The 22,663-nt window shown below is 65.8% G+C and carries 27 protein-coding genes; 12 read left to right on the plus strand and 15 right to left on the minus strand.

Annotation, left to right across the window (positions count from 1 at the left end):
* Window positions 1-74 precede the first annotated feature (74 nt).
* The 6 genes from LPB260_RS07270 to LPB260_RS07295 all read left to right on the plus strand — a co-directional run bounded on the left by LPB260_RS07270 (window position 75) and on the right by LPB260_RS07295 (window position 7,933).
* A complete protein-coding gene (locus LPB260_RS07270; RefSeq protein ID WP_208708027.1) occupies window positions 75-1,088 on the plus strand; it encodes an ABC transporter substrate-binding protein in 1,014 nt (337 codons plus the stop codon).
* Window positions 1,089-1,400: 312 nt separating this feature from the next.
* Complete coding sequence (locus LPB260_RS07275) at window positions 1,401-2,369, plus strand: ABC transporter substrate-binding protein (protein WP_208708028.1); 969 nt, start codon at window positions 1,401-1,403, stop codon at window positions 2,367-2,369.
* A gap of 80 nt (window positions 2,370-2,449) precedes the next feature.
* Window positions 2,450-3,301: a proline/glycine betaine ABC transporter permease gene (locus LPB260_RS07280; RefSeq protein ID WP_208708029.1), complete on the plus strand. Its 852-nt coding sequence runs from the start codon at window positions 2,450-2,452 to the stop codon at window positions 3,299-3,301.
* Window positions 3,298-4,140 (plus strand): glycine betaine/L-proline ABC transporter ATP-binding protein, encoded by an 843-nt coding sequence (locus LPB260_RS07285; RefSeq protein WP_208708030.1) that lies wholly within the window; start codon window positions 3,298-3,300, stop codon window positions 4,138-4,140. Before LPB260_RS07280 ends, LPB260_RS07285 begins: the two co-directional genes overlap by 4 nt.
* On the plus strand, window positions 4,127-5,701 hold the full coding sequence (hutH, locus tag LPB260_RS07290) for a histidine ammonia-lyase (RefSeq protein ID WP_208708031.1): 1,575 nt from the start codon (window positions 4,127-4,129) through the stop codon (window positions 5,699-5,701). Before LPB260_RS07285 ends, hutH begins: the two co-directional genes overlap by 14 nt.
* Before the next feature lie 294 nt (window positions 5,702-5,995).
* A complete protein-coding gene (locus LPB260_RS07295) occupies window positions 5,996-7,933 on the plus strand; it encodes an autotransporter domain-containing protein (RefSeq protein ID WP_208708032.1) in 1,938 nt (645 codons plus the stop codon).
* A gap of 40 nt (window positions 7,934-7,973) precedes the next feature.
* Here LPB260_RS07295 and LPB260_RS07300 read toward each other — a convergent pair whose 3' ends face one another.
* Entirely contained in the window at window positions 7,974-8,408 is a 435-nt protein-coding gene (locus tag LPB260_RS07300; RefSeq protein ID WP_208708033.1) for a hypothetical protein, read from the minus strand.
* Between the two features lie 126 nt (window positions 8,409-8,534).
* Here LPB260_RS07300 and pip point away from each other — a divergent pair, with 126 nt between their 5' ends.
* Entirely contained in the window at window positions 8,535-9,506 is a 972-nt protein-coding gene (gene pip / locus LPB260_RS07305; protein WP_208708034.1) for a prolyl aminopeptidase, read from the plus strand.
* Entirely contained in the window at window positions 9,503-9,940 is a 438-nt protein-coding gene (gene dtd / locus LPB260_RS07310; RefSeq protein ID WP_208708035.1) for a D-aminoacyl-tRNA deacylase, read from the plus strand. The genes pip and dtd overlap by 4 nt, the downstream gene beginning before the upstream one ends.
* Here the strand turns inward: dtd and LPB260_RS07315 are convergent.
* From LPB260_RS07315 to LPB260_RS07325, 3 genes are all read right to left on the minus strand, one after another.
* On the minus strand, window positions 9,903-10,373 hold the full coding sequence (locus LPB260_RS07315; protein ID WP_208708036.1) for a UPF0158 family protein: 471 nt from the start codon (window positions 10,371-10,373) through the stop codon (window positions 9,903-9,905). The two genes, dtd and LPB260_RS07315, sit on opposite strands and share 38 nt — an antisense overlap.
* A 117-nt stretch (window positions 10,374-10,490) precedes the next feature.
* Window positions 10,491-11,081 (minus strand): 2-hydroxychromene-2-carboxylate isomerase, encoded by a 591-nt coding sequence (locus LPB260_RS07320; RefSeq protein ID WP_208708037.1) that lies wholly within the window; start codon window positions 11,079-11,081, stop codon window positions 10,491-10,493.
* A 76-nt stretch (window positions 11,082-11,157) separates the two neighbouring features.
* Window positions 11,158-11,886 (minus strand): SDR family oxidoreductase, encoded by a 729-nt coding sequence (locus tag LPB260_RS07325; RefSeq protein ID WP_208708038.1) that lies wholly within the window; start codon window positions 11,884-11,886, stop codon window positions 11,158-11,160.
* A gap of 101 nt (window positions 11,887-11,987) precedes the next feature.
* Between LPB260_RS07325 and LPB260_RS07330 the strand changes: the two genes are divergently transcribed.
* On the plus strand, window positions 11,988-12,491 hold the full coding sequence (locus LPB260_RS07330; protein WP_208708039.1) for a helix-turn-helix domain-containing protein: 504 nt from the start codon (window positions 11,988-11,990) through the stop codon (window positions 12,489-12,491).
* A 26-nt stretch (window positions 12,492-12,517) separates the two neighbouring features.
* Here the strand turns inward: LPB260_RS07330 and LPB260_RS07335 are convergent, their stop codons facing one another.
* From LPB260_RS07335 to ubiE, 9 genes are all read right to left on the minus strand, one after another.
* Window positions 12,518-13,225 (minus strand): 16S rRNA (uracil(1498)-N(3))-methyltransferase, encoded by a 708-nt coding sequence (locus tag LPB260_RS07335; protein ID WP_208708040.1) that lies wholly within the window; start codon window positions 13,223-13,225, stop codon window positions 12,518-12,520.
* Window positions 13,222-14,031, minus strand: a complete 810-nt coding sequence (gene tatC / locus LPB260_RS07340; RefSeq protein WP_208708041.1) for a twin-arginine translocase subunit TatC — start codon at window positions 14,029-14,031, stop codon at window positions 13,222-13,224. The genes LPB260_RS07335 and tatC overlap by 4 nt, the downstream gene beginning before the upstream one ends.
* Window positions 14,028-14,414 (minus strand): Sec-independent protein translocase protein TatB, encoded by a 387-nt coding sequence (tatB, locus tag LPB260_RS07345; protein WP_208708042.1) that lies wholly within the window; start codon window positions 14,412-14,414, stop codon window positions 14,028-14,030. The genes tatC and tatB overlap by 4 nt, the downstream gene beginning before the upstream one ends.
* Window positions 14,415-14,426: 12 nt before the next feature.
* Window positions 14,427-14,660, minus strand: a complete 234-nt coding sequence (gene tatA, locus LPB260_RS07350; RefSeq protein ID WP_208708043.1) for a twin-arginine translocase TatA/TatE family subunit — start codon at window positions 14,658-14,660, stop codon at window positions 14,427-14,429.
* 28 nt (window positions 14,661-14,688) lie between these two features.
* Window positions 14,689-15,021: a phosphoribosyl-ATP diphosphatase gene (locus LPB260_RS07355; protein WP_208708044.1), complete on the minus strand. Its 333-nt coding sequence runs from the start codon at window positions 15,019-15,021 to the stop codon at window positions 14,689-14,691.
* On the minus strand, window positions 15,014-15,415 hold the full coding sequence (hisI, locus tag LPB260_RS07360; protein WP_208708045.1) for a phosphoribosyl-AMP cyclohydrolase: 402 nt from the start codon (window positions 15,413-15,415) through the stop codon (window positions 15,014-15,016). Before hisI ends, LPB260_RS07355 begins: the two co-directional genes overlap by 8 nt.
* A gap of 66 nt (window positions 15,416-15,481) precedes the next feature.
* The gene (ubiB, locus tag LPB260_RS07365; protein ID WP_208708046.1) at window positions 15,482-17,071 is read right to left on the minus strand and encodes a ubiquinone biosynthesis regulatory protein kinase UbiB; all 1,590 of its coding nucleotides are present in this window, start codon (window positions 17,069-17,071) and stop codon (window positions 15,482-15,484) included.
* Window positions 17,068-17,685 (minus strand): SCP2 domain-containing protein, encoded by a 618-nt coding sequence (locus LPB260_RS07370; RefSeq protein ID WP_208708047.1) that lies wholly within the window; start codon window positions 17,683-17,685, stop codon window positions 17,068-17,070. Before LPB260_RS07370 ends, ubiB begins: the two co-directional genes overlap by 4 nt.
* Window positions 17,685-18,449, minus strand: a complete 765-nt coding sequence (gene ubiE / locus LPB260_RS07375; RefSeq protein ID WP_208708048.1) for a bifunctional demethylmenaquinone methyltransferase/2-methoxy-6-polyprenyl-1,4-benzoquinol methylase UbiE — start codon at window positions 18,447-18,449, stop codon at window positions 17,685-17,687. The genes LPB260_RS07370 and ubiE overlap by 1 nt, the downstream gene beginning before the upstream one ends.
* A 154-nt stretch (window positions 18,450-18,603) precedes the next feature.
* On the opposite strand from ubiE, the gene LPB260_RS07380 reads away from it, so the two are divergent.
* From LPB260_RS07380 to LPB260_RS07390, 3 genes are all read left to right on the plus strand, one after another.
* On the plus strand, window positions 18,604-18,882 hold the full coding sequence (locus tag LPB260_RS07380) for a polyhydroxyalkanoic acid system family protein (RefSeq protein WP_208708049.1): 279 nt from the start codon (window positions 18,604-18,606) through the stop codon (window positions 18,880-18,882).
* Between the two features lie 119 nt (window positions 18,883-19,001).
* Window positions 19,002-19,436: a phasin family protein gene (locus LPB260_RS07385; RefSeq protein ID WP_208708050.1), complete on the plus strand. Its 435-nt coding sequence runs from the start codon at window positions 19,002-19,004 to the stop codon at window positions 19,434-19,436.
* A gap of 11 nt (window positions 19,437-19,447) precedes the next feature.
* Window positions 19,448-20,191: a phasin family protein gene (locus LPB260_RS07390; RefSeq protein ID WP_208708051.1), complete on the plus strand. Its 744-nt coding sequence runs from the start codon at window positions 19,448-19,450 to the stop codon at window positions 20,189-20,191.
* A 58-nt stretch (window positions 20,192-20,249) separates the two neighbouring features.
* Here LPB260_RS07390 and LPB260_RS07395 read toward each other — a convergent pair whose 3' ends face one another.
* Both LPB260_RS07395 and phaC read right to left on the minus strand, forming a co-directional pair.
* A complete protein-coding gene (locus LPB260_RS07395; protein WP_208708052.1) occupies window positions 20,250-20,864 on the minus strand; it encodes a TetR/AcrR family transcriptional regulator in 615 nt (204 codons plus the stop codon).
* A 73-nt stretch (window positions 20,865-20,937) separates the two neighbouring features.
* Window positions 20,938-22,620 (minus strand): class II poly(R)-hydroxyalkanoic acid synthase, encoded by a 1,683-nt coding sequence (gene phaC / locus LPB260_RS07400; RefSeq protein WP_208708053.1) that lies wholly within the window; start codon window positions 22,618-22,620, stop codon window positions 20,938-20,940.
* Window positions 22,621-22,663 lie beyond the last annotated feature (43 nt).

The raw sequence follows: 22,663 nt of genomic DNA on the forward strand, positions 1-22,663 counted from the left end.
TAGGTAGTCGTCTGCCGCCGGTGCTCAACAGCAGCCGGCGCGACGCACCCTTCGCGGTTGACCTGGAGATCGCCATGCCGCTGTTTCGTCCCCTGCTTGCATTCCTGGCCCTGGTGGCCGCATGGCTCGGCGCCCCGGCCCACGCCGCCCCGGCCACCTGCCCCTATCCCAGCACCGTGGTGTTTGCCGGGCTCAACTGGGAAAGCGGCATGTTCGCCACCCAGGTGCTGCGCGATCTGCTGGAGAAGGGCTACGGCTGCCAGACCGACGCCCTGCCCGGCAATACCCTGACCATGGAGAACGCACTCAAGCAGAACGATGTGCAGGTGATCGCCGAGCAATGGGCCGGGCGCAGCGAGCTGTGGCGCAAGGCCGAAGCGGCCGGCGAGGTGTTCGCCGTCGGCGAGCCGGTGCAGGGCGCCACCGAGGGCTGGTGGGTACCGGAGTACCTGGTCGGCGGCGCCGACGCGCCGGCTGCCGGGCTCAAGTCGGTGAGCGACCTGCCGCGCTACAAGGCGCTGTTCCGCGACCCCGAGGAGCCCGGCAAGGGGCGCTTCTACAACTGCCCGAGCGGCTGGACCTGCGCGGTGGTCAACTCGCAGAAGCTCAAGGCCTATGGCCTGGAGGACAGCTACGTGAACTTCCGCACCGGCGCCGGGCCGGCCCTGGATGCGGCGATCAGCTCGGCGATCCGCCGCCAGGAGCCGATCCTCTTCTACTACTGGTCGCCGACGCCGCTGATGGGCCGCTACAAGCTGGTGCAGCTGGAGGAGCCGCCGTTCGACCCCGAGGCCTGGGAGACCCTGATCGACGGCAATCACCCCAACCCCGTGGGGACCCGTTCGTTGCCGGCGAAGATCTCCATCGGCCTGTCGCGCGACTTCCACGAGCGCGCGCCCGAACTGGTTCAGGTGTTCGACAAGGTGCAGATTCCCCTGCCGCTGTTCAACGGCATCCTGGCGCGGATGTCCGAGCAGCGCAGCGAGGCGGAAGAGGTCAGTCGGCAGTTCTTCCGCGAGCACCGGGATATCTGGTCGACCTGGGTGCCGGCCGAGGTGGCCGGGCGTATCGACGCGGCCCTCGACTGAGGGGCTTGTTACCTCGGGCCCCATCCTGGGGCCCGCGGCGCTCCCTATCTGTGCGCCGCTGTGCTCGGGTAACAGCTCACTACTCCGGGCATGTCTTCCATTTTGGTGACTGACCGGTCACCTTTCTCCAGATTTTTCGCGCTCTTCAGCGATGCGTCGATGAAATCCTTCGCAGCGAGACGGGGTTGGCCTTCTGCTTGCATATGCTTGTGTGTACAAGTAAAGGGGTGTGCGGCAGCGCGCGCCACCTCTGCCCATGCTCAAGGCCTGCATTTGCACCACCGTTAAACACCACGCATTAGGAGTGTCGCTATGGGAAGTAAGAAAAAGCTGCTGAGCACCCTGCTGTCTCTTGGCCTGCTGGCTGGGTCGGTATCCGCCCAGGCTGCCGGCTGGTGCGAATCCGGTAAGCCGGTGAAGTTCGCCGGACTCAACTGGGAGAGTGGCATGCTGCTCACCGACGTGATCCAGATCGTTCTCAAGGAAGGCTACGGCTGCACGACCGACAGCTTGCCGGGCAACTCCATCACCATGGAGCAGGCCCTGAGTACCAACGACATCCAGGTGTTCGCCGAGGAGTGGGTGGGCCGCAGCGATGTGTGGAACAAGGCCGCGGCGGCCGGCAAGGTCGTCGGCGTCGGCGCGCCCATCGTCGGCGCCGATGAGGGTTGGTATGTGCCGCGTTACCTGGTGGAGGGGGACGCCAAGCGCAAATTGGAGGCGAAGGCCCCGAACCTCAAGAAGGTCGCCGACCTGGCCCAGTACACCGAGGTGTTCCGCGATCCTGAGGAGCCGGCCAAGGGCCGCTTCTACAACTGCCCGGCCGGCTGGAGCTGCGAGCAGGAAAACAGCAAGAAGCTGCAGGACTCGGGCCTGGAGAGCAAGTTCACCAACTTCCGTCCTGGCACCGGTCCGGCACTGGATGCCGCAGTGCTTTCCAGCTACAAGCGCGGCGAGCCGATCCTGTTCTATTACTGGTCGCCGACCCCGCTGATGGGCCAGGTGGATCTGGTCAAGCTGGAGGACGAGCCGGGCCATGCCCACAGCATTTCCATCCAGATCGGCCTGTCCAAGGAGTTCCACGAGCAGGCACCGGAACTGGTCGCGGTACTCGAGCAGGTGAACGTACCGATCGATCTGCTCAACCAGAACCTCGGACGGATGGCCAAGGAGCGCATCGAGTCGCCCGAACTGGCCAAGGCGTTCCTCAAGGAGAACCCGGGAATCTGGCACCGCTGGGTGAGCGCTGAGGCGGCGAAGAAGATCGAAGCGAGCTTGTAAGCTGAAACCGGGAGGGCCAGGGTGGTCCTCCCGGCGGTTGCATGAGCAGCCACCCCAAGTCTATCGATCGAGAGCACTCTATGTTTCCCGAGCAATTCACTTTCTCTATCGCCAACCTGGTCAATGATTGGGTTGATGCCTTGGTGGTCAATTACGGCGATGTGTTCCGGCAGATTTCGGACTCGGTCCTGTGGGCCATCGTCAATCTCGAGAGCTGCCTGCGCGCGACGCCCTGGTGGCTGATGCTCGGCATCTTTGCCGCCATCGCCTGGCACGCGACCCGTCGGGCGCTGCCGACGCTGGTGATCGTCGGCCTGCTGTTCCTGGTCGGCGCGGTGGGGCTGTGGGACAAGCTGATGCAGACCCTGGCGCTGATGCTGGTGGCTACGCTGATTGCGGTCCTGATCGGCATACCCCTGGGGATTCTCTCTGCCCGCAGCGACCGTCTGCGTACCGTGTTGATGCCGCTGCTCGACATCATGCAGACCATGCCCAGCTTCGTGTACCTGATTCCGGTGCTGATGCTGTTCGGCCTGGGCAAGGTGCCGGCCATCTTCGCCACGGTGATCTATGCCGCACCGCCGCTGATCCGCCTCACCGATCTGGGCATCCGCCAGGTCGACCGCGAGGTCATGGAGGCGGTCAACGCGTTCGGTGCCAACCGCTGGCAACAGCTGTTCGGCGTGCAGTTGCCCCTGGCGCTGCCCAGCATCATGGCAGGGCTCAACCAGACCACCATGATGGCCCTGTCGATGGTGGTGATCGCCTCGATGATCGGCGCCCGCGGCCTTGGCGAAGACGTGCTGGTCGGAATCCAGACGCTGAACGTCGGCAAGGGCCTGGAGGCCGGACTGGCCATCGTCATCCTCGCCGTGGTCATCGATCGCATCACCCAGGCCTACGGCCGTTCCCGGCATGAGGTGAGCCAATGAGCAAGATAGTGGTCAACCACGTCTTCAAGATCTTCGGTTCGCGGGCCGATGAGGCCCTGGCCATGATCCGCGAGGGCAAGAGCAAGGATCAGGTGCTGGCCGCGACAAACTGCGTGGTCGGGGTGAACGATCTGTCGCTGGCCATCGAGCCGGGGGAGATCTTCGTCATCATGGGCTTGTCCGGTTCGGGCAAGTCGACCCTGGTGCGCCATTTCAATCGGCTGATCGACCCGACCAGCGGCGAGATACTGATCGATGGCCAGGACATCCTGCGCTATGACCTGAACGCGTTGCGGCAGTTTCGCCGCGAGAAGATCAGCATGGTGTTCCAGAGCTTCGGCCTGCTGCCGCACAAGAGCGTGCTGGACAACGTCGCCTATGGCCTCAAGGTGCGGGGCGAGAGCAAGGCCCGCTGCGCCGAGCGGGCGCAGCACTGGATTGCCATGGTCGGCCTCAAGGGCTACGAGAAGTCCTACCCGCACCAGCTGTCCGGGGGCATGCGCCAGCGCGTCGGCCTGGCGCGCGCGCTGGCCGCGGACACCGACATCATCCTGATGGATGAAGCGTTCAGCGCCCTCGATCCGCTGATTCGCGCGGAAATGCAGGATCAGCTGCTGGAACTGCAGAAAGGCCTGAACAAGACCATCGTCTTCATCACCCACGATCTCGACGAAGCGGTGCGCATCGGCAACCGCATCGCCATCCTCAAGGATGGCCGCCTCATTCAAGTGGGAACCCCCAAGGAAATTCTCTACCAGCCCGCCGACGAATACGTAGACCGTTTCGTTCAGCGCCACGTGACCTCTCTCGAAGGAAACCTCTTAGATGTCGTCAGCTGAAACCCTTGGCTCGGAAGCAAACCTAGCGCTCTCGACAGTTGAGCGCGTCGTCATCGGTGATGCGCCGCTGCGCTGGCAGGACGTGGTCGCGGTGGCTCGCCACCGCGCGCCGCTCGAGCTGTCGGAGCAGGCTTGGGCGCGGATCGACAACGCCCGCGCGATCGTCGAGCGCATTGTCGCCAGTGGCGAGCGCGCCTACGGCGTCAATACCGGCCTCGGCGCACTGTGCAACGTCACCCTGCAGGACGAGCAACTGTCCGCGCTGTCCTACAACACGCTGGTCAGCCATGCCTGCGGTGTCGGCGCGGCCCTTACCGAGGAGCAGACCCGGGCGATCATCTGCGCGGCCATCAGCAACTACAGCCAGGGCAAGTCCGGCCTGCAGCGGCATCTGGTCCAGGCGCTGCTGGACCTGCTCAATCGCGGCATCACCCCGCTGGTGCCGGCACAGGGCTCGGTGGGCTACCTGACCCATATGGCCCACGTTGGCATCAGCCTGCTGGGCATTGGCGAGGTGAGTTACCAGGGACAGATCGTACCCGCCAGCCAGGCCCTGGAGGCCGAGGGGCTGGCGCCCGTGCTGCTCGGCGCCAAGGACGGACTCAGTCTGGTCAACGGCCCGCCCTGCATGACTGGCTTGAGTTGTCTGGCGCTGGCGGACGCTACTCGCCTGATCGAATGGGCCGACGTGGTCGGTGCCATGAGCTTCGAGGCCCTGGGTGGGCAGATCAACGCCTACGACCCGGAGATCATCGCGCTGAAGCCGCATGCCGGCATGCAGGCAGTGGGTAACAACCTGCGCGCGCTGCTCGCCGGCAGTGAGGTCGTCGCCCGCAATCTGGGTATCCGCACCCAGGACGCGCTGAGCATCAGGTCCATTCCCCAGGTGCATGGCGCCTGTCGGGACCAGCTGGCACATGCGGCCCGGCAGATCGAGACCGAGCTCAATTCGGTGAATGACAACCCGCTGGTGCTGGGCACCCCGGACGACTATCGGGTGGTCATGCAGGCCAACCCCCATGGCCAGCAGGTGGCGATGGCCGCCGACCTGCTGGCGATCGCCATGGCCGAGATCGGCAGCATCTCCGAACGTCGCCAGGACCGCTTGATCAACCCCCTGGTCAGTGGCCTGCCAGCGTTTCTGGTCAGCCAGCCGGGCGTGAACAACGGGATGATGATCGTTCAGTACGTTTCCGCGTCGCTGTGTGCGGAAAATCGCCAACTCGCTCAGCCGGCGGTGATCGACAACTTCGTGACCTCGGCACTGCAGGAAGACCATCTGAGCATGGGCACCAATGCCGCCTTGAAACTGCATCGGTTGCTGGACAATTGCGCGCAGATCCTCGCCATCGAGTACCTGTTGGCGGGCCAGGCGTTCGAGTTCCTCAAGGAACACAGCTTTGGCGCAGGCACCGGCTACGCCTGGAAGTTGCTGCGTCAGCGCGTACCGGCTTTTGACCAGGACCGCTGGCTGGCGCCGGATATCGCCAGCGCCGCGAAGCTCATGCGTGAACAGCTGGTGCAGGGCGAACTGTGCACGGGGTTCGATGCCCGGCAGTGAGCTGCCGGGGTAACAGCTTCACGCCGCAACCCTGGCAGACGGCCCCACCCGAGCATCGCGTGGGGCCGTCTGACGCAAAGAGTCTGGTGATTCGACCCGGAGGTGGTTCGGTCGTCATGGAAGTGGCGCTAGCTCAGGGGAGGCTGTGACCAGCCCTGTCTTTTCATTCATTAAGGGGCTGAATGAGTCGGCTCAGGTGTTTTTTTAATCGCCCATTTGGGTGAGCGTCTATTTTGTGTGGACTGGCTACTCTGCCGTGCTTGCCTGCTGGCAAACTAACATGACGGAGTAGCCATGACTTTTCCCCTCAAAGCTTTGACCGCTGCAGTACTCCTCGCCGGGCTGCCTGCCGCGGCCCACGCCATGCCCTATTCGCAGCTGGTGATATTCGGTGACTCGCTGAGCGATAGCGGCCAGTTTCCCGACTCTGGCGGCCCGGCATTTCCGAACGGTGGCAACCGATTTACCAACCGCACTGGCCCTAATTTCAATAGCACCGAATACTTCGCTGCTGTTTCGACCCAGCGCCTGGGCGCCCATCTCGGCCTTCAGGCCCTGCCGTCCACGCCATACCTGTTGCAGCCAGTTACCGGTAATCCAGACGGCACCAACTACGCGGTGGGTGGCTACCGTACGGGCCAGATCCTCAGCTCCATCACTACCACATCTGAAACGATTGTTCCGGTGGGCCAGCCCGGCGCAGGCACCGTCCTCCGATCGCGGTCTGGCTATCTAGCCGAATTCGGCCGTGCCGATGCCAACGCGCTCTACTACATCAACGGTGGCGGTAATGATGTGTTGCAGGGTTTCATAACCGATCAGACCAGTGCGGCGGTCGCGGCCAAAAATCTGGTCGATGGTGTCGTCGCCCTGCAACGAGCCGGTGCGCGCACCATCATCGTCTCCGATCTGCCGGACGTGGGTATGACCCCTTTCGGACTTGAACCCCAGCCAGGCTTCCCGTCGGGGATGCGCGCGTTCTTTTCCAATGGGGCTTCGCTGTTCAACGATGCGCTAGCCACCCAGCTGTCGGCCCTCGGCGGCAACGTCATTCGCCTGAACTACCGTGGCCTGTTGAGCGAAGTGCAGGCTGATCTTGTAGCCTTTGGCTTCGACCCGCTGGTCGCGCAGACTGATGTTTGCTTCAGCGGCAGCGGTTGCACCGCCGATCCGACCTGGGGCTTGGGGGGGATCTCGCCCAACCCTAACAAGTTGCTGTTCAACGACGGCGTGCACCCGACCGCCGCTGTACAGCAGATCACCGCCGACTACACCTACTCGATCCTCTCGGCACCCTGGCAGGTTTCCCTGCTGCCGGAGATGGCCATGGCCAGCCTCAACGGTCACCAGCAGCAGCTGCGCAGCGAGTGGCAGGCCGATCGCGGTGCCTGGCAGGCGGTGGGCCAGTGGCGCAGCTTCGTCGCCGCCAGCGGTCAGCGTCAGCAGTTCCAGGAAGGTGCGGCGGTGGCCAGCGGCGACAGCCATGGCCTGGGCCTGAACCTGGGTGGCAGCTACCGGCTGGATGACAGCTGGCGCCTGGGCCTGGCCCTGGGCCTGCAGGAGCAGAGCCTGGAGGCCGGCGAGGCCGATTCCGAGTACGACCTGAGCAGCTACCTGCTCAGCGCCTTCGCCCAGTACCAGAATGGCCGGGTGTGGGCCGATACCAGCCTGAGCCTGGGCCATCTCGACTACGGCGACCTCAACCGCCAGTTCGCCCTGGGCATTGCCGAGCGCAGCGAGAAGGGCGACACCGATGGCCAGCTGTGGGCGCTGTCTGGGCGTCTGGGCTATGACCTGGCCAATGCCGGCACCGGCTGGCGGGTCAGTCCGTTCATCAGCGCCGACTACGCCCGGGTCGATGTGGATGGTTACCGCGAGCGTGGCATGAGCTCCACGGCCCTGAACTACGACGACCAGCAGCGTGACAGCATGCGTCTGGGCCTGGGTCTGCAGATGAACTACCAGCTGAGCCCGGCGACCCAGGTGTTCGCCGAAGTCGCCCGCGAGCGCGAGTTAGAGGACGATCCGCGGCAGCTGCGCATGGGCCTCAACTCGGTGGCCGGCAACCGCTTCGAGCTGCAGGGCCACACCCCGGCCAGCGGCCAGACCCTGGCTGGCCTGGGCGTGAGCCATGCTCTGAGCTCGGAGCTGCAGTTGCGTGCGGCCTATCAGTTCCGCGGCACCACCGATCGCCAGCACGGCGTCAACCTGTCCCTCAACTGGGACTTCTAAGACGCCGGACCGTCACGCAGCGCAAGGCTGCGTGGCGGTTTCACTGCCAGTTCAGCCGCGCCAGCCGCCACTCACCGTCATCCCGCCACCACTCCAGCTTGACCGCGTAATAGCGCGCGCTGTCCGGTATCAGCCCGTCTGCGCCGCTCAGGGCCAGGCGCGCCTCGGTGTGGCCCTTCTCGCTATAGGTCGAATCCAGGTAACTGTCCTGGCTCACGGGCAGCACCCGCACCTGCTTGTGTCGCAGGAACAGCAGGGCCATGGTGCGCCTGGCCCATTCACGGTCGTGCTGCTGCTGGGCAAAGAACTGCGGGTGCAGCTGCTCCAGCACTGCCGCCTTGTCCTTCGCCTCCAAGTTGTCCTGCAACTGCTGCACGGCGGCCTCTAGGGCGGCCTGCGGGTCGTCCCGCTCGCTGCAGCCGGTGAGCAGAGTCAAAAGTGCCAGGAAAGCCAGGGCAAATCGCCGTATCGGCATGCCGAACTCCTTTTTCATGGTTATGATGCGGGGCAGAGCGGGACCCGGCAGCATAGCGCCCCGAGGACGCGAAGCGCTCTCGTCGACGCCTGGAACGCACCGTACGCATACATTCAGGAGCATGCCATGCAGACTTTGTATCCGGAGATCAAACCCCACGCCCGCCACGAGTTGGCGGTGGACGAGCCGCACGTGCTCTACGTGGACGAGAGCGGCTCGCCGGACGGTCTGCCGGTGGTGTTCATCCACGGCGGTCCCGGCGCCGGTTGTGATGCCATGAGCCGGCGCTTCTTCGATCCCAACCTGTACCGCATCGTCACCTTCGACCAGCGTGGCTGCGGGCGCTCAACGCCCCATGCGAGCCTGGAGAAGAACACCACCTGGGACCTGGTCGCCGACATGGAACGCATCCGCGAGCACCTGGGCATCGACAAGTGGGTGCTGTTCGGCGGCTCCTGGGGCTCGACCCTGGCCCTGGCCTACGCCCAGACCCATCCCGAGCGCGTGCATGCGCTGATCCTGCGCGGCATCTTCCTGTGTCGTCCCCAGGAATTCCACTGGTTCTACCAGGAGGGCGCCAGCCGCCTGTTTCCCGACTACTGGCAGGACTACCTGGCGCCGATTCCGGTCGAGGAGCGTGGCAACCTGATGCAGGCGTTCTACAAGCGCCTGACCGGCTCCGACCAGATCGCCCAGATGCACGCGGCCAAGGCCTGGTCGAGCTGGGAGGGGCGCACCGCCACCCTGCGGCCCAACCCGCAGGTGGTCGAGCGCTTCAGCGAGGCGCACCGCGCCCTGTCGATCGCCCGCATCGAGTGCCACTACTTCGTCAACAACGCCTTCCTCGAGGCCGACCAGTTGATCCGCGACATGCCGAAGATTGCCCACCTGCCGGGGGTCATCGTGCATGGCCGCTACGACGTGATCTGCCCCCTGGACAACGCCTGGGAGCTGCACCAGGCCTGGCCCAACAGCGAGCTGCAGATCATCCGCGACGCCGGCCACTCGGCGGCCGAGGTCGGTATCACCGACGCCCTGGTGCGGGCGGCCAACCAGATTGCCCGGCGCCTGCTCAACCTGTCGCCGGACGAAGCATGAAGGCGCTGATCCAGCGGGTGCGCGGCGCCCGTGTCGAGGTCGCCGGCGAGGTGGTCGGGGCCATCGACCAGGGCTTGCTGGCGCTGGTCGGCGTGGAGCCCCAGGACAACCCCGAAAGCGTCGCCAAGCTGCTGCACAAGCTGCTCAACTACCGGGTGTTCAGCGATGCCGAGGGCAAGATGAACCTGTCCCTCGGCGACGTCGGCGGCGGCCTGCTGCTGGTCTCGCAGTTCACCCTGGCCGCCGATACTAGGAGCGGCCTGCGGCCGAGCTTCTCCAGCGCCGCACCGCCGGCCCAGGGCGCCGCCCTGTTCGAGTTGCTGGTCGAACAGGCTCGTGCCAGGCACCCGCAGGTGGCCACCGGGCGTTTCGGCGCCGAGATGCAGGTGCACCTGGTCAATGATGGGCCGGTGACCTTCCTCCTCGAGGTCTGAGCTCATCGATGGGCGCATGTGCGGCCCGCTCCAGGCCGTTGTCCTGCAGCCACTCCAGTGCCAGCTCGCGAACCTGCTGGGCCTGAAAGGCCAGCCAGGCGTCGCGCACCCGCGGCAGCGCTTCCAGCTGGTAGTCGAAGGTACGCAATGGCTTGCGCCCGGCCAGGGCGTGGCGCAGCAGGGTATGTGCGTGCGGGTCGTGCAGGCCGAACAGGAAGGCTTCGCGCAGGGCCAGGGCCTGGCCGTGGGGCAGGGGCTCGATGGCCAGGTAGCGATCCGGCTGCACGTCGTACTTCTCGTCGGCGCCCGGAGGCGGGTCGCCGGGGATGATGCTCAGCACGCTGCCGGTGGCCAGGTCGAGGTAGTGCTCGAGTTCGGCCTGGCTCAGCAGGGCCTGTTCGATACGTGCTAGGTCGAGGGTCAGGGGGCGCATGGTGGTGTGCTCCGAGTCGGGTCCTGCCCCGACAATAGCCTCGCGAGCGGGGCGCTGTCATGCCGTTCGGCGCCTATTGCCGCCGCCGGGCGGCAATAGGCGCGTGCCGCTGACGGGTCAGCCGCGCGCCAGCGCTTCGGCGACGAAGTCCAGGCGATCCTGGCCGAAGTACAGGGTGTCGCCGACGAAGAAGCTCGGTGCGCCGAACACGCCGCGCTCGACCGCCTCCTCGGTATTGGCCTTGAGCCGCTGCTTGACCGAATCCTCACCGATCAAACGGGCGAACTCGGCGCTGTCGAAACCGGCCGCTTCGAGCACCTCGGCCAGTACCTCGGGCTTGTCGAGGTGCTTCTTCTGCTGCCAGACCGCCTCGAAGATTGCGCTCATGTAGGCGTCGAAGCGGGGCGTGTCGAGATAAGCGACGGCGCCGCGCATCAGCGGCAGGGAGTTGAGCGGAAAGTGCGGGTTGAACACCAGCGGCACCCCGTAACGCGCGGCGAAGCGGTTGAGGTCCTGGAGCATGTAGCGGCCCTTGGTCGGCACACTTATCGGCGGCATGTTGCCGGTGGCCTTGAACACCGCGCCGAGCAGCATGGGCCGCCAATGGATCTGCGCATCGGCCTGTTCGGCAATTCGCGGCAGCTGGGTCCAGGCCAGGTAACTGGCGGGGCTGCCGAAGTCGAAGAAGAACTCAAACGATTTGCTCATGGTGATCCTCGTGGCGTCTTGGGTTGGGGTGGTGGAGGGGCTTTGCTGTGCGGCGCTGGTATCAAGGCGGCTGCCACTAGAAATTTTCCGTCCAGGGGCGCAGGTCCAGTTCGTGGACCCAGCAATCGCGCGGCTGACAGTGGATCTGCCAGTAGGTATCGGCAATGTGCTCGGGTTCGAGGATGCCGTCCTGTTCCTTGCGTTGGTACAGCTCGGGAAAGTTGTCGCGGATGAAGGCTGTGTCGATGGCGCCGTCGATGATCGGATGGGCGACATGGATGCCCTGGGGGCCGAGTTCCCGGGCCATGCTCTGGGCCAGGGCGCGCAGGGCGAACTTGGCGCCGGCGAAGGCGGCGAAGTTGGCGCGGCCGCGCAAGGAGGCGGTGGCACCGGTGAACAGGATGGTCCCGCGAGCCCGCGGCAGCATGACCCTGGCCGCCTCGCGGCCGGTGAGGAAGCCGGCCAGGGCAGCCATCTCCCAGACCTTGCGGTAGACCCGCTCGGTGGTATCGGTGATGGAAAACTGCACGTTGGCGCCGATGTTGAACACCACCACCGTCAGCGGCGCGACCTCGCGCTCGATGGTGGCGAACAGCTCGAGCACCTGCGCCTCCTCCCGGGCATCGCAGGCGAAGGCGCGGGCCTGGCCGCCCTCGGCCTCGATAGCGTCGACCAGCGGCTGCAACTGCTCGCCTTGACGGCGGGCGACGCAGGCGATGTAGCCCTCGCGGGCGAAGCGCCTGGCGATGGCACCGCCTGTGGCGTCGCCGGCGCCCATGACCAGGATTGCCTTGCGTTCGCTCATGCCTGTTCTCCTTGGTTCTTTTTTGGAACTGACAGGCATAGTCAATTCCATTTTGGAACCTGTCAAGCTATGGTGAGCCATTCTTTGCTGGAGACCCGTGCATGCGCTGGGAAGAACTCGATCAACAATCCTGCTCGCTGGCCCGCGCCCTGTCGGTGATTGGCGACCGCTGGACGTTGCTGGTGCTGCGCGAGTGCTTTCTCGGCATACGCCGCTTCGACGGCTTCGAGCAGCGCCTGGGGATTACCCGGCACGTGCTGGCGGACCGCCTGAAGAAGCTGGTGGAGGCGGGGCTGCTGAGCAAGGAGGCCTACCAGCAGCGGCCGTTGCGCGAGGAGTATCGGCTGACCGCCAAGGGCCTGGACCTGTATCCGGTGATGCTGGCGCTGGCCAACTGGGGCGACCGGCATATGAGTGGCACCGAGGGGCCGCCACTACGGCATGTGCACCGCGGCTGCGGTCGGCAGATGCACGGTGTGCTGGTCTGCTCGGAATGCGGCGAGGCCTTGGCGCCGGGCGCTGTGCGCCTGGAGGAGGCGCCGGGGCTGGAGGGCCAGGTGCTGCCGGCGCATTGGCAGCAAGCGCGCGGCGGCGAATCGACCTAGGGCGGCGCGGCCCCCGCGCCGGGCCTTCAGAACAGGCGGGCGAGCAGGGCGCTGACCGCCGTTTCCACGCGCAGGATGCGTTCGCCGAGCTGCACCGGCTGCAAGCCGGCCTGTTGCAGCTTTTCCACCTCGTAGGGAATCCAGCCACCTTCCGGGCCGATGGCCAGGGTCACGGCCTCGCTCACGGCTCGCGGGCAGGCCGGATAGGGCCCGGGGTGGCCGACCAGGCCGAGGCTGCCGGCGGCCAGCTGCGGCAGGCGGTCCTCGACGAAGGGTTTGAAGCGTTTCTCGATGATCACCTCGGGCAGCACGCTGTCGCGTGCCTGCTCCAGGCCGAGGATCAGCTGCTCGCGGATGGCCGCAGGCTCGAGGAAGGGGGTCTGCCAGAAGCTCTTCTCGACCCGGTAGCTGTTCAGCAGGATCAGTCGCGGTACGCCCATGGCGCTGACCGTCTGCAGCACCCGGCGCAGCATCTTCGGTCGCGGCAGGGCCAGCAGCAGGGTCAGGGGCAGCTTGGCCGGCGGAGCCTGATCGAGCTCGACCTGCAGTTCGGCGGCATCGGCGCTGAGGCTGAGCAACTGCCCACGGCCCATCAGGCCGTCCAGGCGACCGACTCGCAGGCTGTCGCCGGCTTCGGCGCGGTGCACCTCATGCAGATGCTTGAGGCGCCGGCCGCTGAGGCGCACGCGATCGGCGGCGACGAAGTCGCCGTCTTCCAGCAGCAGCAGGTTCACGGTTGCGGCGCGGGCGGCTGGTCTTCGGATTTCGCCGCTGCCTCGGCGTTGTCCTCGGTTTCCGCGTCGTGCTCGGCGCGGCGCTTGACCAGGCTGCCGAAGAATACCCCGGCCTCGAACAGCAGCCACATCGGCAGCGCCAGCAGGGTCTGGGAGAAGATGTCCGGCGGGGTCAGCACCATGCCCACGGCGAAGCAGCCGACGATGACGTAGGGGCGGCTCTTGCGCAGGCTGTCGACCTCGACGATGCCGACCCAGATCAGCAGGAAGGTCGCCACTGGGATCTCGAAAGCCACGCCGAAGGCGAAGAACAGGGTCAGGACGAAGTCCAGGTACTGGCCGATATCGGTCATCATCGCCACCCCTTCCGGGGTCACGCTGGCGAAGAAGCCGAACATGATCGGGAACACCACGAAATAGGCGAAGGCCATGCCGCCGTAGAACAGCAGGATGCTGGAAATCAGCAAGGGCACGGCGATGCGCTTCTCGTGCTTGTACAGCCCCGGCGCGATAAAGCCCCAGATCTGATGCAGGATGATCGGCATCGACAGGAACAGGGCGACCATCATGGTCAGCTTGAAGGGGGTCAGGAAGGGCGAGGCGACGCCGGTGGCGATCATCGTCGCGCCTTCCGGCAGGTAGGCCCGCAACGGTGCGGCGACCAGGGCGTAGATGTCCTGGGAGAAATAGAACAGCCCGGCAAAGAGCGCCAGAACGGCGACGACGCTGCGCAGCAGGCGCGTGCGCAGCTCGGTCAGGTGCGAGACCAGGGGCATCTCCTGGTCGCCTTCCGTTAGTCGGCTCATGGTTGTGCGGATTTATCCTGGCTGGGTTCTTTCGGGGCGCTGGCGGCGGGCTCAGCGGTCGCAGCGGGCTGCTCGGCCTTGGCCGGAGCTTCGGAGCCGGCGGGGGCCTCGCTCTTGGTCGCCGCGCCGGGGGAGAGCAGGTCCTGCTTCATCGCCTTCATTTCCCGCTCCAGCTCGAGGATCTGCTCGTTGTGCAGCTGGCGGCGGATCTCGTCGGCGCCGATCTCGCGTTCGACCTCGGCCTTGATCGCGCTGAAGCTGCGCTTGATCCGGCCGATCCACAGGCCGGCCGTGCGCACGGCGCCGGGCAGGCGCTCGGGGCCGAGCACCAGCAGGGCCACCAGGCCAATCAGCAGCAGCTCGCTAAAACCTATGTCGAACATGATGGTCGGCTCTTAGTCTTTCTTCGCCGGCTCTTCGACCTTGCGCGCCTGGGCGTCGATGGTCTGTCCCTTGTGCTCGTCCACCGCCGGCTTGTCTTCCTCGGTGTTGCCCATCGACTTGCGGAAGCCCTTGATCGCGTCGCCGATGTCGGAGCCCATGCCCTTGAGGCGCTTGGTGCCGAACAGCATGACCACGATCAGCAGGATGATCAGGAGTTGCCAAATGCTAATGCCACCGAATCCCATGATGCGTACTCCGTAATAAGTGGGGTGATCAGGTTTGCGGGCGCGCGGCTTTTTCCGCGTGCCCGGACAGGCCGAAGCGCCGGTCCAGTTCGTCCAGCACGGCCTGCGGATGCTGGCCGAGGGCGGCGAGCATGACCAGGGTGTGGAACCACAGGTCGGCGGTCTCGTAGATCAGTTCGCTGCAGTCGCCGCTGGCGGCCGCGTCCTTGGCGGCGAGAATGGTTTCCACCGATTCCTCGCCGACCTTCTCGAGAATCTTGTTCAGGCCCTTGTGGTAGAGGCTGGCGACATAGGACGAGTCGGCCGCGGCGCCCTTGCGCGCCTCCAGCACTTCGGCCAGGCGGCTGAGGGTGTCAGTCATGGCGGTGTCCTGCGCTGTAGATGGCATGCGGGTCTTTGAGCACCGCATCGACGGTTTTCCAGGCGCCGTTGTCGAACACCCGGTAGAAGCAGCTCTCGCGGCCGGTGTGGCAGGCGATGCCGCCCAACTGTTCGACCTTGAGGATGATCACGTCGGCGTCGCAGTCCAGGCGCAGCTCATGCAGCTTCTGCACATGGCCGGACTCTTCGCCCTTGCGCCACAGCTTGCCGCGCGAACGTGACCAGTAGATGGCGCGCTGCTCACTGGCGGTCAGGGCCAGGGCCTCGCGGTTCATCCAGGCCATCATCAGCACGCGGCCGGTCTGGTGGTCCTGGGCGATCGCCGGCACCAGGCCATCGCTGTTCCAGTTGATCTCGTCGAGCCAATCGTTCATCGCTACTTCCGCCCGTTTCGGGCCTGTTGGATAGAGGTCTAGTGTGCCAGTGCGGCTCGGGCCTGGCTATCGGCGCAGTACCAGGAACAGCCCGCCGGCGAGCATGGCCCAGCTCGGCCAGGCCGGCAGGCTGAGCGCCAGGCCCTGGGCGGCGGCGCCGGCCACCAGCAGGGCGCCGAGCAGGCGCGCGGGCCACTGGCGGTGGTCGGGCGCTTCGACCTGGACCAGCGGCTGCTGCTGATTGAGCCGTTCCAGGGTGTCGCGGGCCATCTGTGACAGGTGCGGCACCTGCTCGACCTGCTGTTGCAGGTTGCGCAGTAGATGGCGCGGGCTGATGCGTTCGCGCATCCAGCGCTCGAGGAAGGGCTGGGCGGTGCTCCACAGGTCCAGGTCCGGGTACAGCTGGCGGCCCAGGCCCTCGATGTTGAGCAGGGTCTTCTGCAGCAGCACCAGTTGCGGCTGCACCTCCATGTTGAAGCGTCGCGCGGTCTGGAACAGGCGCAGCAGCAGCTGGCCGAAGGAAATGTCCTTCAGCGGCCGCTCGAAAATCGGCTCGCAGACGGTGCGGATGGCCGCCTCGAAGTCGTTGACCCGGGTGGTGGCCGGCACCCAGCCGGAATCGATGTGCAGCTGGGCGACGCGGCGGTAGTCGCGCTTGAAGAAGGCGATCAGGTTGCGCGCCAGGTAGTCCTGGTCCTCGGGCGTGAGGCTGCCGATGATGCCGCAGTCGATGGCGATGTATTGCGGGTTCCACGGCTGGTGGGTGCTGACGAAGATGTTGCCGGGGTGCATGTCGGCGTGGAAGAAGCTGTCGCGGAACACCTGGGTGAAGAAGATCTCCACGCCGCGCTCGGCCAGCAGCTTCATGTCGGTGCGCTGGTCGGCGAGGCTGGCCAGGTCGGTCACCGGCAGGCCGTAAATGCGCTCCATCACCAGCACCTTGGGCCGGCACAGGTCCCAGTACACCTGGGGCACGTAGAGCAGCGGCGAGCCCTCGAAGTTGCGCCTCAGCTGGCTGGCGTTGGCCGCCTCGCGCAGCAGGTCGAGCTCGTCGTAGATGGTCTTCTCGTAATCGCCGACCACTTCCACCGGGCGCAGGCGGCGGGCATCCGGCGAGGCCTTCTCGGCCAGCTTGGCGAGCAGGAACAGCCAGGCCAGGTCCTGGCGGATCACCGGCTTGAGGCCGGGGCGGATCACCTTGACCACCACTTCCTCGCCGCTCTTGAGCTGCGCCGCATGCACCTGGGCGACCGAGGCGGAGGCCAGCGGCTTGGTGTCGAAGCGGGCGAACACCTCGCCGACCTTGGCCCCCAGCTGGGCCTCGATCAGGGCCAGGGAGTGGGCCGGGTCGAAGGGCGGCACCTGGTCCTGCAGCTTGGCCAGCTCGTCGGCCACGTCCGGGGGCAACAGGTCGCGGCGGGTGGACAGCAGCTGGCCGAACTTGATGAAGATCGGCCCCAGTTCCTCCAGGGCCAGGCGCAGGCGGGCGCCGCGCGACAGCGCATGCACGCGGCGCGGCAGCCAGTGCCAGGGCAGCGCATAGCGCAGGGCACGCAGCCACAGCGGCAACGGCAGGTCGAACAGCAGATCGTCCAGCTGATAGCGGATGATCACGCGCTGAATGCGCAACAGGCGGCGAACGGCGAGCAGCTTCATGGGGTGGGCTTATGGCGTTGGGCGATGCGTTCGATACGCGCATCGAGACGATCGAGGGCGAGCTTGAGGCCGTCCAGCTCGGCGAAGCGCGCATCGGCTTCGCGGCGGCCGACCAGGCTGCGCGACTCCTCGCTGAGGTAGTCGGCGAGGTTCAGGCGCAGGCTGTCGAGGCTCTGTGCGGTCCAGCTGGCGCGGCTGCGCAGGTGGTTGCCGAGCAGCTGGCCGGCGACCGGGCCGAGCCAGCGCGCCAGCTCGTACTCCCAGTCCAGCTCGAGGTCCTGGAGAATGCCGACCAGCTCCAGCAGTGCCGCGCTGTCGCCATCCAGGTCGACCTCGGGGCTGTGCAGAACGGCGCTCTTGTCCGCGCTGGTGGCCAGTCGCAGCAGGCTGGCGGCCGGCCCGCGCAGGCGGCAGTCGGCGTCGCCGGCCCAGTTGGCCGCCAGGCGCAGGCCTTGCTCGTCGGCCAGGATGAACAGCTGCAGGCTGGGTTGCCGGCAGTCGAGTTCGATCACCCGGCCGCGCAGGCGGGCCAGGCGCGGCAGCGCCGTGCCGTCCATGGCCAGTACCCGGTTGAGGCCGTGTTCGACCCCGGCCAGCAGCCCGTCCAGCAGCATCAGGGCTTGATACCGCGGTGCAGGGCGACGATACCGCCGGTCATGTTGTGGTAGGTGACCCGCTCGAAGCCGGCATCGGCCATCATCGCCTTGAGGGTGTCCTGGTCCGGGTGCATGCGGATCGACTCGGCCAGGTAGCGGTAGCTCTCGGCGTCGTTGGTGATCAGCTTGCCCATCAGCGGCATGAAGCTGAACGAGTAGGTGTCATAGACCTTCGACAGCAGCTCGCTGGAGGGCTTGGAGAACTCCAGCACCAGCAGGCGGCCGCCGGGCTTGAGCACGCGCAGCATGGAGCGCAGGGCGTCTTCCTTGTGGGTCACGTTGCGCAGGCCGAAGGCAATGGTCACGCAGTCGAAGTGGTTGTCCGGGAACGGCAGCTTCTCGGCGTCGGCCTGGACGAACTTGACGTTGCCGGCCACGCCGCGGTCGAGCAGGCGGTCACGGCCGACCTTGAGCATCGACTCGTTGATGTCGGCCAGCACCACCTCGCCCTGGGGGCCGACCAGGCGGGCGAACTGCTTGGTCAGGTCGCCGGTGCCGCCGGCGATGTCCAGCACCCGGTTGCCCAGGCGCACGCCCGACAGTTCGATGGTGAAGCGCTTCCACAGGCGGTGCATGCCGCCGGAGAGCAGGTCGTTCATCAGGTCGTATTTGGCGGCCACCGAGTGGAAGACTTCGGCGACCTTCTGCGCCTTCTGGCTTTCCGGAACATCCTGGAAGCCGAAGTGCGTGGTGGGTTCGCTGTCGCTGCGCTTGTCGGTCATGACGCCCTTACCTAAAGAGAGGCTGAATCAAAGTGGCGGCCATTCTAAACCTGCGGCCTACCTTTGTCTTGACGTGCGCGGCGCCGCGCCGCGCGAGGACCGGCCCGGGGCTGATATAGTCGCGCGATCGAAGGTCGCAGTGAGGAGAAAGGCCATGACCAGAATCACCGTGGAACGCCCCCATAGCCTCGGCCGCGAGGCGGCCCGGGCGAAAGCCGAACAGCTGGCCGAGCGCCTGGCCCGCGAGTTCGACGTGAAGTATCGCTGGACTGGCGACACCCTGGAGTTCAAGCGCAGCGGCGCCGATGGGCGTATCGAGGTCGGCGAGGACCGGGTCCACGTGGAGCTCAAGCTCGGCCTGCTGCTGTCGGCCATGGGCGGCAGCATCAAGCGGCAGATCGAAGAGGTGCTGGACAAGAGTCTCAAGGCCTGAGACGAGTTCGTCGCACGATTTTCGGCGGCTAGTATGCGGTTTCTAATTTTCCTCGATACCTTGGTGCCAAGCCTGCATTCCGTGGGCGTTTCCTCAAATCACCGCGCATGAGGTGCACCATGTCGAAAGTCGCAATCAAGAAGAAAGCCGAAGTCGAAGCCGAAGCCAAAGCCGGCGTGCTGGGTGACGTCAAAGTCTACGCCCGCAAGGTCTGGCTGGCCGGTCTCGGAGCCTACGCCAAGGCGGGTCAGGAAGGCGCCGAATACTTCAAGGAACTGGTCAAGGCCGGTGAAGGCGTCGAAGAGCAGGGCAAGAAGCTGGTCGGTGAGCAGGTCGAGGCGGCCAACAGCCAGCTCGACGGCGTGAAGAACCGCGTCAGCAGCGTCAAGGGCAAGGTCGACGTGCAAATCGACAAGATCGAGAAGGCTTTCGACAATCGTGTGGCCGGCGCCCTCAAGCGTATCGGCATCCCGACCAAGCAAGATATCGAAGAGCTCTCTGCTAAGCTGGATGAACTGGGCGCATTGCTCGAGCATGTCGCGCGTAGCAAATAAAGGAGAGCAGGATGGCTGTTAAGAAGAAATCCGAGAAACAGACCAGCTCCTGGATCGGCGAGGTCGAGAAGTACTCGCGCCAGATCTGGTTGGCCGGCTTGGGTGCCTACTCCAAGGTCAGCAAGGACGGCACCAAGCTCTTCGATTCACTGGTTCAGGATGGCGAGAAGGCCGAGAAGCAGGCCAAGAGCGGCGTCGACAAGCAGGTCGATGCGGTGAAGTCCACTGTCGAGTCGAAAGTGGGCTCCGCGCGCTCCAAGGTCGACGAAGTCAAGGACAAGGCCATCGGCAAGTGGGGCGAACTGGAGGAGGCTTTCGACAAGCGCCTGCACAATGCCATCTCGCGTCTCGGCGTACCCAGCCGCAGCGAGGTCAAGGCGCTCAACGACAAGGTCGAGAGCCTGACCAAGCAGATCGAGCAGCTGACCGGCGTCAGCGCCAAGTCGGTCGCGCCTGCCCGCAAGACCGCCACCAAGGCAGCGGCCAAGCCCGCCGCCAAGGCTGCCGCTAAGCCGGCGACCAAGGCCGCGGCCAAGCCTGCGCCGAAAGCCGCCGCGAAACCGGCGGCCAAGGCGGAGCCGGTTGCCGAGGCGGTAGCCAAGGCTGCCAAGCCGGCGGCGGCGAAGAAGCCGGCGGTGAAGAAGACGCCGTTGGCCAAGGTCGTGGCGCCGGCTTCTTCCGAGCCGGCGGTGCCTGCGGCCGCAGTGGCGCCGGCCGATGCGCCAGCAGCAACCACGCCTACCAGCCAGTCCTGAGGCTGAGCGTGTTACCCGCAAACGCCCGACCTCGTGTCGGGCGTTTGCGTTTCCGGGCTCAGGCTTCCAGGTAGCGCCGGGCCAGCTGCTCGGCAGCCTGTCGCGATTCGCTGGTCAGGTGCGGGGCCACCAGCATCATCACCTGATACACCACCAGGCGGCTCTCGCCCTCTTCGCCGAGAATGCGCTGGTAGTCGAGGGAGAACAGCAGGGTCAGGGTGATCTGCTCGACCAGCTGGCCCAGGGCCTGGGTCTCGCTGACCAGCTGATCCTCCGCTTTCAGCCGCGCCAGCAGGGTGGCCAGGGTGCGCTTCAGCACGTTGAGCCACTGGCGGATGCCGCGGGCCAGCTTGGGCAGGCGTCCGGCCAGGTTGGACAGGTCCTGGAACAGGAAGCGGTAATGGGCCAGGCGCTCGACGATCAGGTGCAGGAACAGCCAGTAATCCTCGACATCCAGACGCGCGTCGGCGGGCGGGTCGAGCAGCGGGGCCAGTTCCTCCTTGAAACGCTCGAACAGGCCGAGGATCAGCGGCTCCTTGCCGTGGAAGTGGTAGTACAGGTTGCCCGGGCTGATGCCCAGTTCGTTGGCGATCTCCAGGGTGGAGACATTGGGTTCGCCCTGCTGATTGAACAGCAGCAGGGCGCATTCGAGGATGCGGTCACGAGTTTTCATCGACTGTTCTTATAGGGCCGCGTGAGGGGGGTACAGCCTGCCCGGGCAAATGTCCGGGCAGCGGTTGATCGACTCAGCGCACGTGCACATAGGTGCCAGGCGCCGCTTCCAGGCTCGGGTATTGCGCGCTGCCCAGGGCAGGGTCGGTCTCGCGCTGCTCGCCGGAGCGCTGCTGGATCCATTCCAGCCACTGCGGCCACCAGCTGCCATCGTGTTTGCGGGCGTCGTGGTACCAGGCGCGCGGGTCGCCGGTCAGCTTGGGGCTTTCCAGGAAGGTCGCCTTGGGGTTGCCGGGCGGGTTGAGGATGCTCTGGATATGCCCGCTGTTGGACAGGATGAAGCGCCGCTCACCGCCCAGCAGCAGTGTCGAGCGGTACACCGAATCCCAGGGCGTGATGTGGTCGTTGATCCCGGCCACGCTGAAACTGTCGACGCCGACTTTGCGCAGATCGATCGGGGTGCCGCAGACTTCCAGGCCACCGGCGTGGCTCAGCGGGTTGTACTTGAAGAAGTCGATCAGGTCGCCGTGCAGCGCGGCCGGCAGGCGGGTGCAGTCGTTGTTCCAGTAGAGGATGTCGAAGGCCGGCGGCTGTTTGCCGAGCAGGTAGTTGTTGACCCAGTAATTCCAGATCAGGTCGTTGGGGCGCATCCAGGCGAATACCCGGGCCATGTCGCGGCCGTCCAGCACGCCTTGCTGGTAGGAGCGACGCTTGGCGGCCTCGAGGGTCTGCTCGTCGGCGAAGAGCATGGCCGGGCTGTCCACCTGGCTGTCGAGCAGGCTGACCATATAGGTGGCGCTGGCGACCTTGCGCAGTTGCCGCTTGGCCTGCAGGTGGCCCTGCAGGGCGGCAATGGTCAGGCCGCCGGCACAGGCCCCCAGCAGGTTGACCGATTTGCTGCCGGTGATCGCCCGGCAGGCGTCCATGGCTTCTTCCAGGGCCTGCACATAGGTCGACAGGCCCCACTCGCGGTGGCGGGCATCGGGGTTGCGCCAGCTGATGATGAAGGTCTGCAGGCCGTTCTTCAGGGCGTACTGGACGAAGCTCTTCTCGTTGGACAGGTCGAATATGTAGTACTTGTTGATCTGCGGCGGCACGACCAGCAAGGGCTGCAGGTACTGCTTCTCGCTCATCGGCTTGTACTGGATCAGCTCCAGCAAGTCATTGCGAAACACCACCGCGCCAGGCGTGGCGGCCAGGTTGCGACCGACCTCGAAGGCCTGCTTGCTGACCTGACTGGGCAGCCCATGGTTGTGCAGCAGGTCGTCGAGCAGCTGGCCGAGGCCCTTGATCAGGCTGGTGCCGCCACTGTTGAGCAGTTCCTTGAGTGCCAGCGGGTTGAGCGGGGAGTTGGAGGGCGCCAGGGCATCATTGAGCATGGCCGTGACGAAGCGGGCGCGGGCGCGGTCGTCGGCGGACAGGCTGCTTTCGTCGATCCAGCGATTGAGCTGCTGTTGCCAGGCCAGATAGGCCTGCAGGCCACGGCGGTACAGGGGGTTGAGCTGCCAGGTGGGGTCGGCGAAGCGCGTATCCTGCGGGTTGACCTTGTGTGGCGTGTCGCCGAGCAGCACTCGCCCCAGCTGCCCGCCCAGGGCCAGGGCATGGCGGGCGCTGTGCACCGGCTGCCGGATGCCCTGCAGGGCCAGGGTGCGCAGGGTCGACAGCAGGTCGCGGCCGCGCAGGCCGACCACCGCATTCTGGGCAGTCATGAAGGTGGCAGGGGCTGGTAAGGCGCCGATACGTGGCTTTTCTCGCATGGGGCAACACTCCGTCGTCTATCCGCTGAGATCCGAATACCGC

Source organism: Pseudomonas sp. LPB0260 (assembly GCF_013388395.1).

Excerpts from the sequence above, each read along its gene's own strand:
- LPB260_RS07370 (WP_208708047.1), bottom strand. The coding sequence starts at position 17,685 with ATGCTGCTGGACGGGCTGCTGGCCGGGGTCGAACACGGCCTCAACCGG.
- pip (WP_208708034.1), top strand. The coding sequence starts at position 8,535 with ATGCAGACTTTGTATCCGGAGATCAAACCCCACGCCCGCCACGAGTTG.
- ubiB (WP_208708046.1), bottom strand. The coding sequence starts at position 17,071 with ATGAAGCTGCTCGCCGTTCGCCGCCTGTTGCGCATTCAGCGCGTGATC.
- dtd (WP_208708035.1), top strand. The coding sequence starts at position 9,503 with ATGAAGGCGCTGATCCAGCGGGTGCGCGGCGCCCGTGTCGAGGTCGCC.
- LPB260_RS07275 (WP_208708028.1), top strand. The coding sequence starts at position 1,401 with ATGGGAAGTAAGAAAAAGCTGCTGAGCACCCTGCTGTCTCTTGGCCTG.
- LPB260_RS07395 (WP_208708052.1), bottom strand. The coding sequence starts at position 20,864 with ATGAAAACTCGTGACCGCATCCTCGAATGCGCCCTGCTGCTGTTCAAT.
- LPB260_RS07325 (WP_208708038.1), bottom strand. The coding sequence starts at position 11,886 with ATGAGCGAACGCAAGGCAATCCTGGTCATGGGCGCCGGCGACGCCACA.
- LPB260_RS07390 (WP_208708051.1), top strand. The coding sequence starts at position 19,448 with ATGGCTGTTAAGAAGAAATCCGAGAAACAGACCAGCTCCTGGATCGGC.
- LPB260_RS07270 (WP_208708027.1), top strand. The coding sequence starts at position 75 with ATGCCGCTGTTTCGTCCCCTGCTTGCATTCCTGGCCCTGGTGGCCGCA.
- LPB260_RS07285 (WP_208708030.1), top strand. The coding sequence starts at position 3,298 with ATGAGCAAGATAGTGGTCAACCACGTCTTCAAGATCTTCGGTTCGCGG.
- LPB260_RS07320 (WP_208708037.1), bottom strand. The coding sequence starts at position 11,081 with ATGAGCAAATCGTTTGAGTTCTTCTTCGACTTCGGCAGCCCCGCCAGT.
- LPB260_RS07330 (WP_208708039.1), top strand. The coding sequence starts at position 11,988 with ATGCGCTGGGAAGAACTCGATCAACAATCCTGCTCGCTGGCCCGCGCC.
- LPB260_RS07280 (WP_208708029.1), top strand. The coding sequence starts at position 2,450 with ATGTTTCCCGAGCAATTCACTTTCTCTATCGCCAACCTGGTCAATGAT.
- hutH (WP_208708031.1), top strand. The coding sequence starts at position 4,127 with ATGTCGTCAGCTGAAACCCTTGGCTCGGAAGCAAACCTAGCGCTCTCG.
- LPB260_RS07385 (WP_208708050.1), top strand. The coding sequence starts at position 19,002 with ATGTCGAAAGTCGCAATCAAGAAGAAAGCCGAAGTCGAAGCCGAAGCC.
- hisI (WP_208708045.1), bottom strand. The coding sequence starts at position 15,415 with ATGAACGATTGGCTCGACGAGATCAACTGGAACAGCGATGGCCTGGTG.
- ubiE (WP_208708048.1), bottom strand. The coding sequence starts at position 18,449 with ATGACCGACAAGCGCAGCGACAGCGAACCCACCACGCACTTCGGCTTC.
- tatC (WP_208708041.1), bottom strand. The coding sequence starts at position 14,031 with ATGAGCCGACTAACGGAAGGCGACCAGGAGATGCCCCTGGTCTCGCAC.
- phaC (WP_208708053.1), bottom strand. The coding sequence starts at position 22,620 with ATGCGAGAAAAGCCACGTATCGGCGCCTTACCAGCCCCTGCCACCTTC.
- LPB260_RS07300 (WP_208708033.1), bottom strand. The coding sequence starts at position 8,408 with ATGCCGATACGGCGATTTGCCCTGGCTTTCCTGGCACTTTTGACTCTG.
- LPB260_RS07380 (WP_208708049.1), top strand. The coding sequence starts at position 18,604 with ATGACCAGAATCACCGTGGAACGCCCCCATAGCCTCGGCCGCGAGGCG.
- tatB (WP_208708042.1), bottom strand. The coding sequence starts at position 14,414 with ATGTTCGACATAGGTTTTAGCGAGCTGCTGCTGATTGGCCTGGTGGCC.
- LPB260_RS07355 (WP_208708044.1), bottom strand. The coding sequence starts at position 15,021 with ATGACTGACACCCTCAGCCGCCTGGCCGAAGTGCTGGAGGCGCGCAAG.
- LPB260_RS07295 (WP_208708032.1), top strand. The coding sequence starts at position 5,996 with ATGACTTTTCCCCTCAAAGCTTTGACCGCTGCAGTACTCCTCGCCGGG.
- LPB260_RS07315 (WP_208708036.1), bottom strand. The coding sequence starts at position 10,373 with ATGCGCCCCCTGACCCTCGACCTAGCACGTATCGAACAGGCCCTGCTG.
- tatA (WP_208708043.1), bottom strand. The coding sequence starts at position 14,660 with ATGGGATTCGGTGGCATTAGCATTTGGCAACTCCTGATCATCCTGCTG.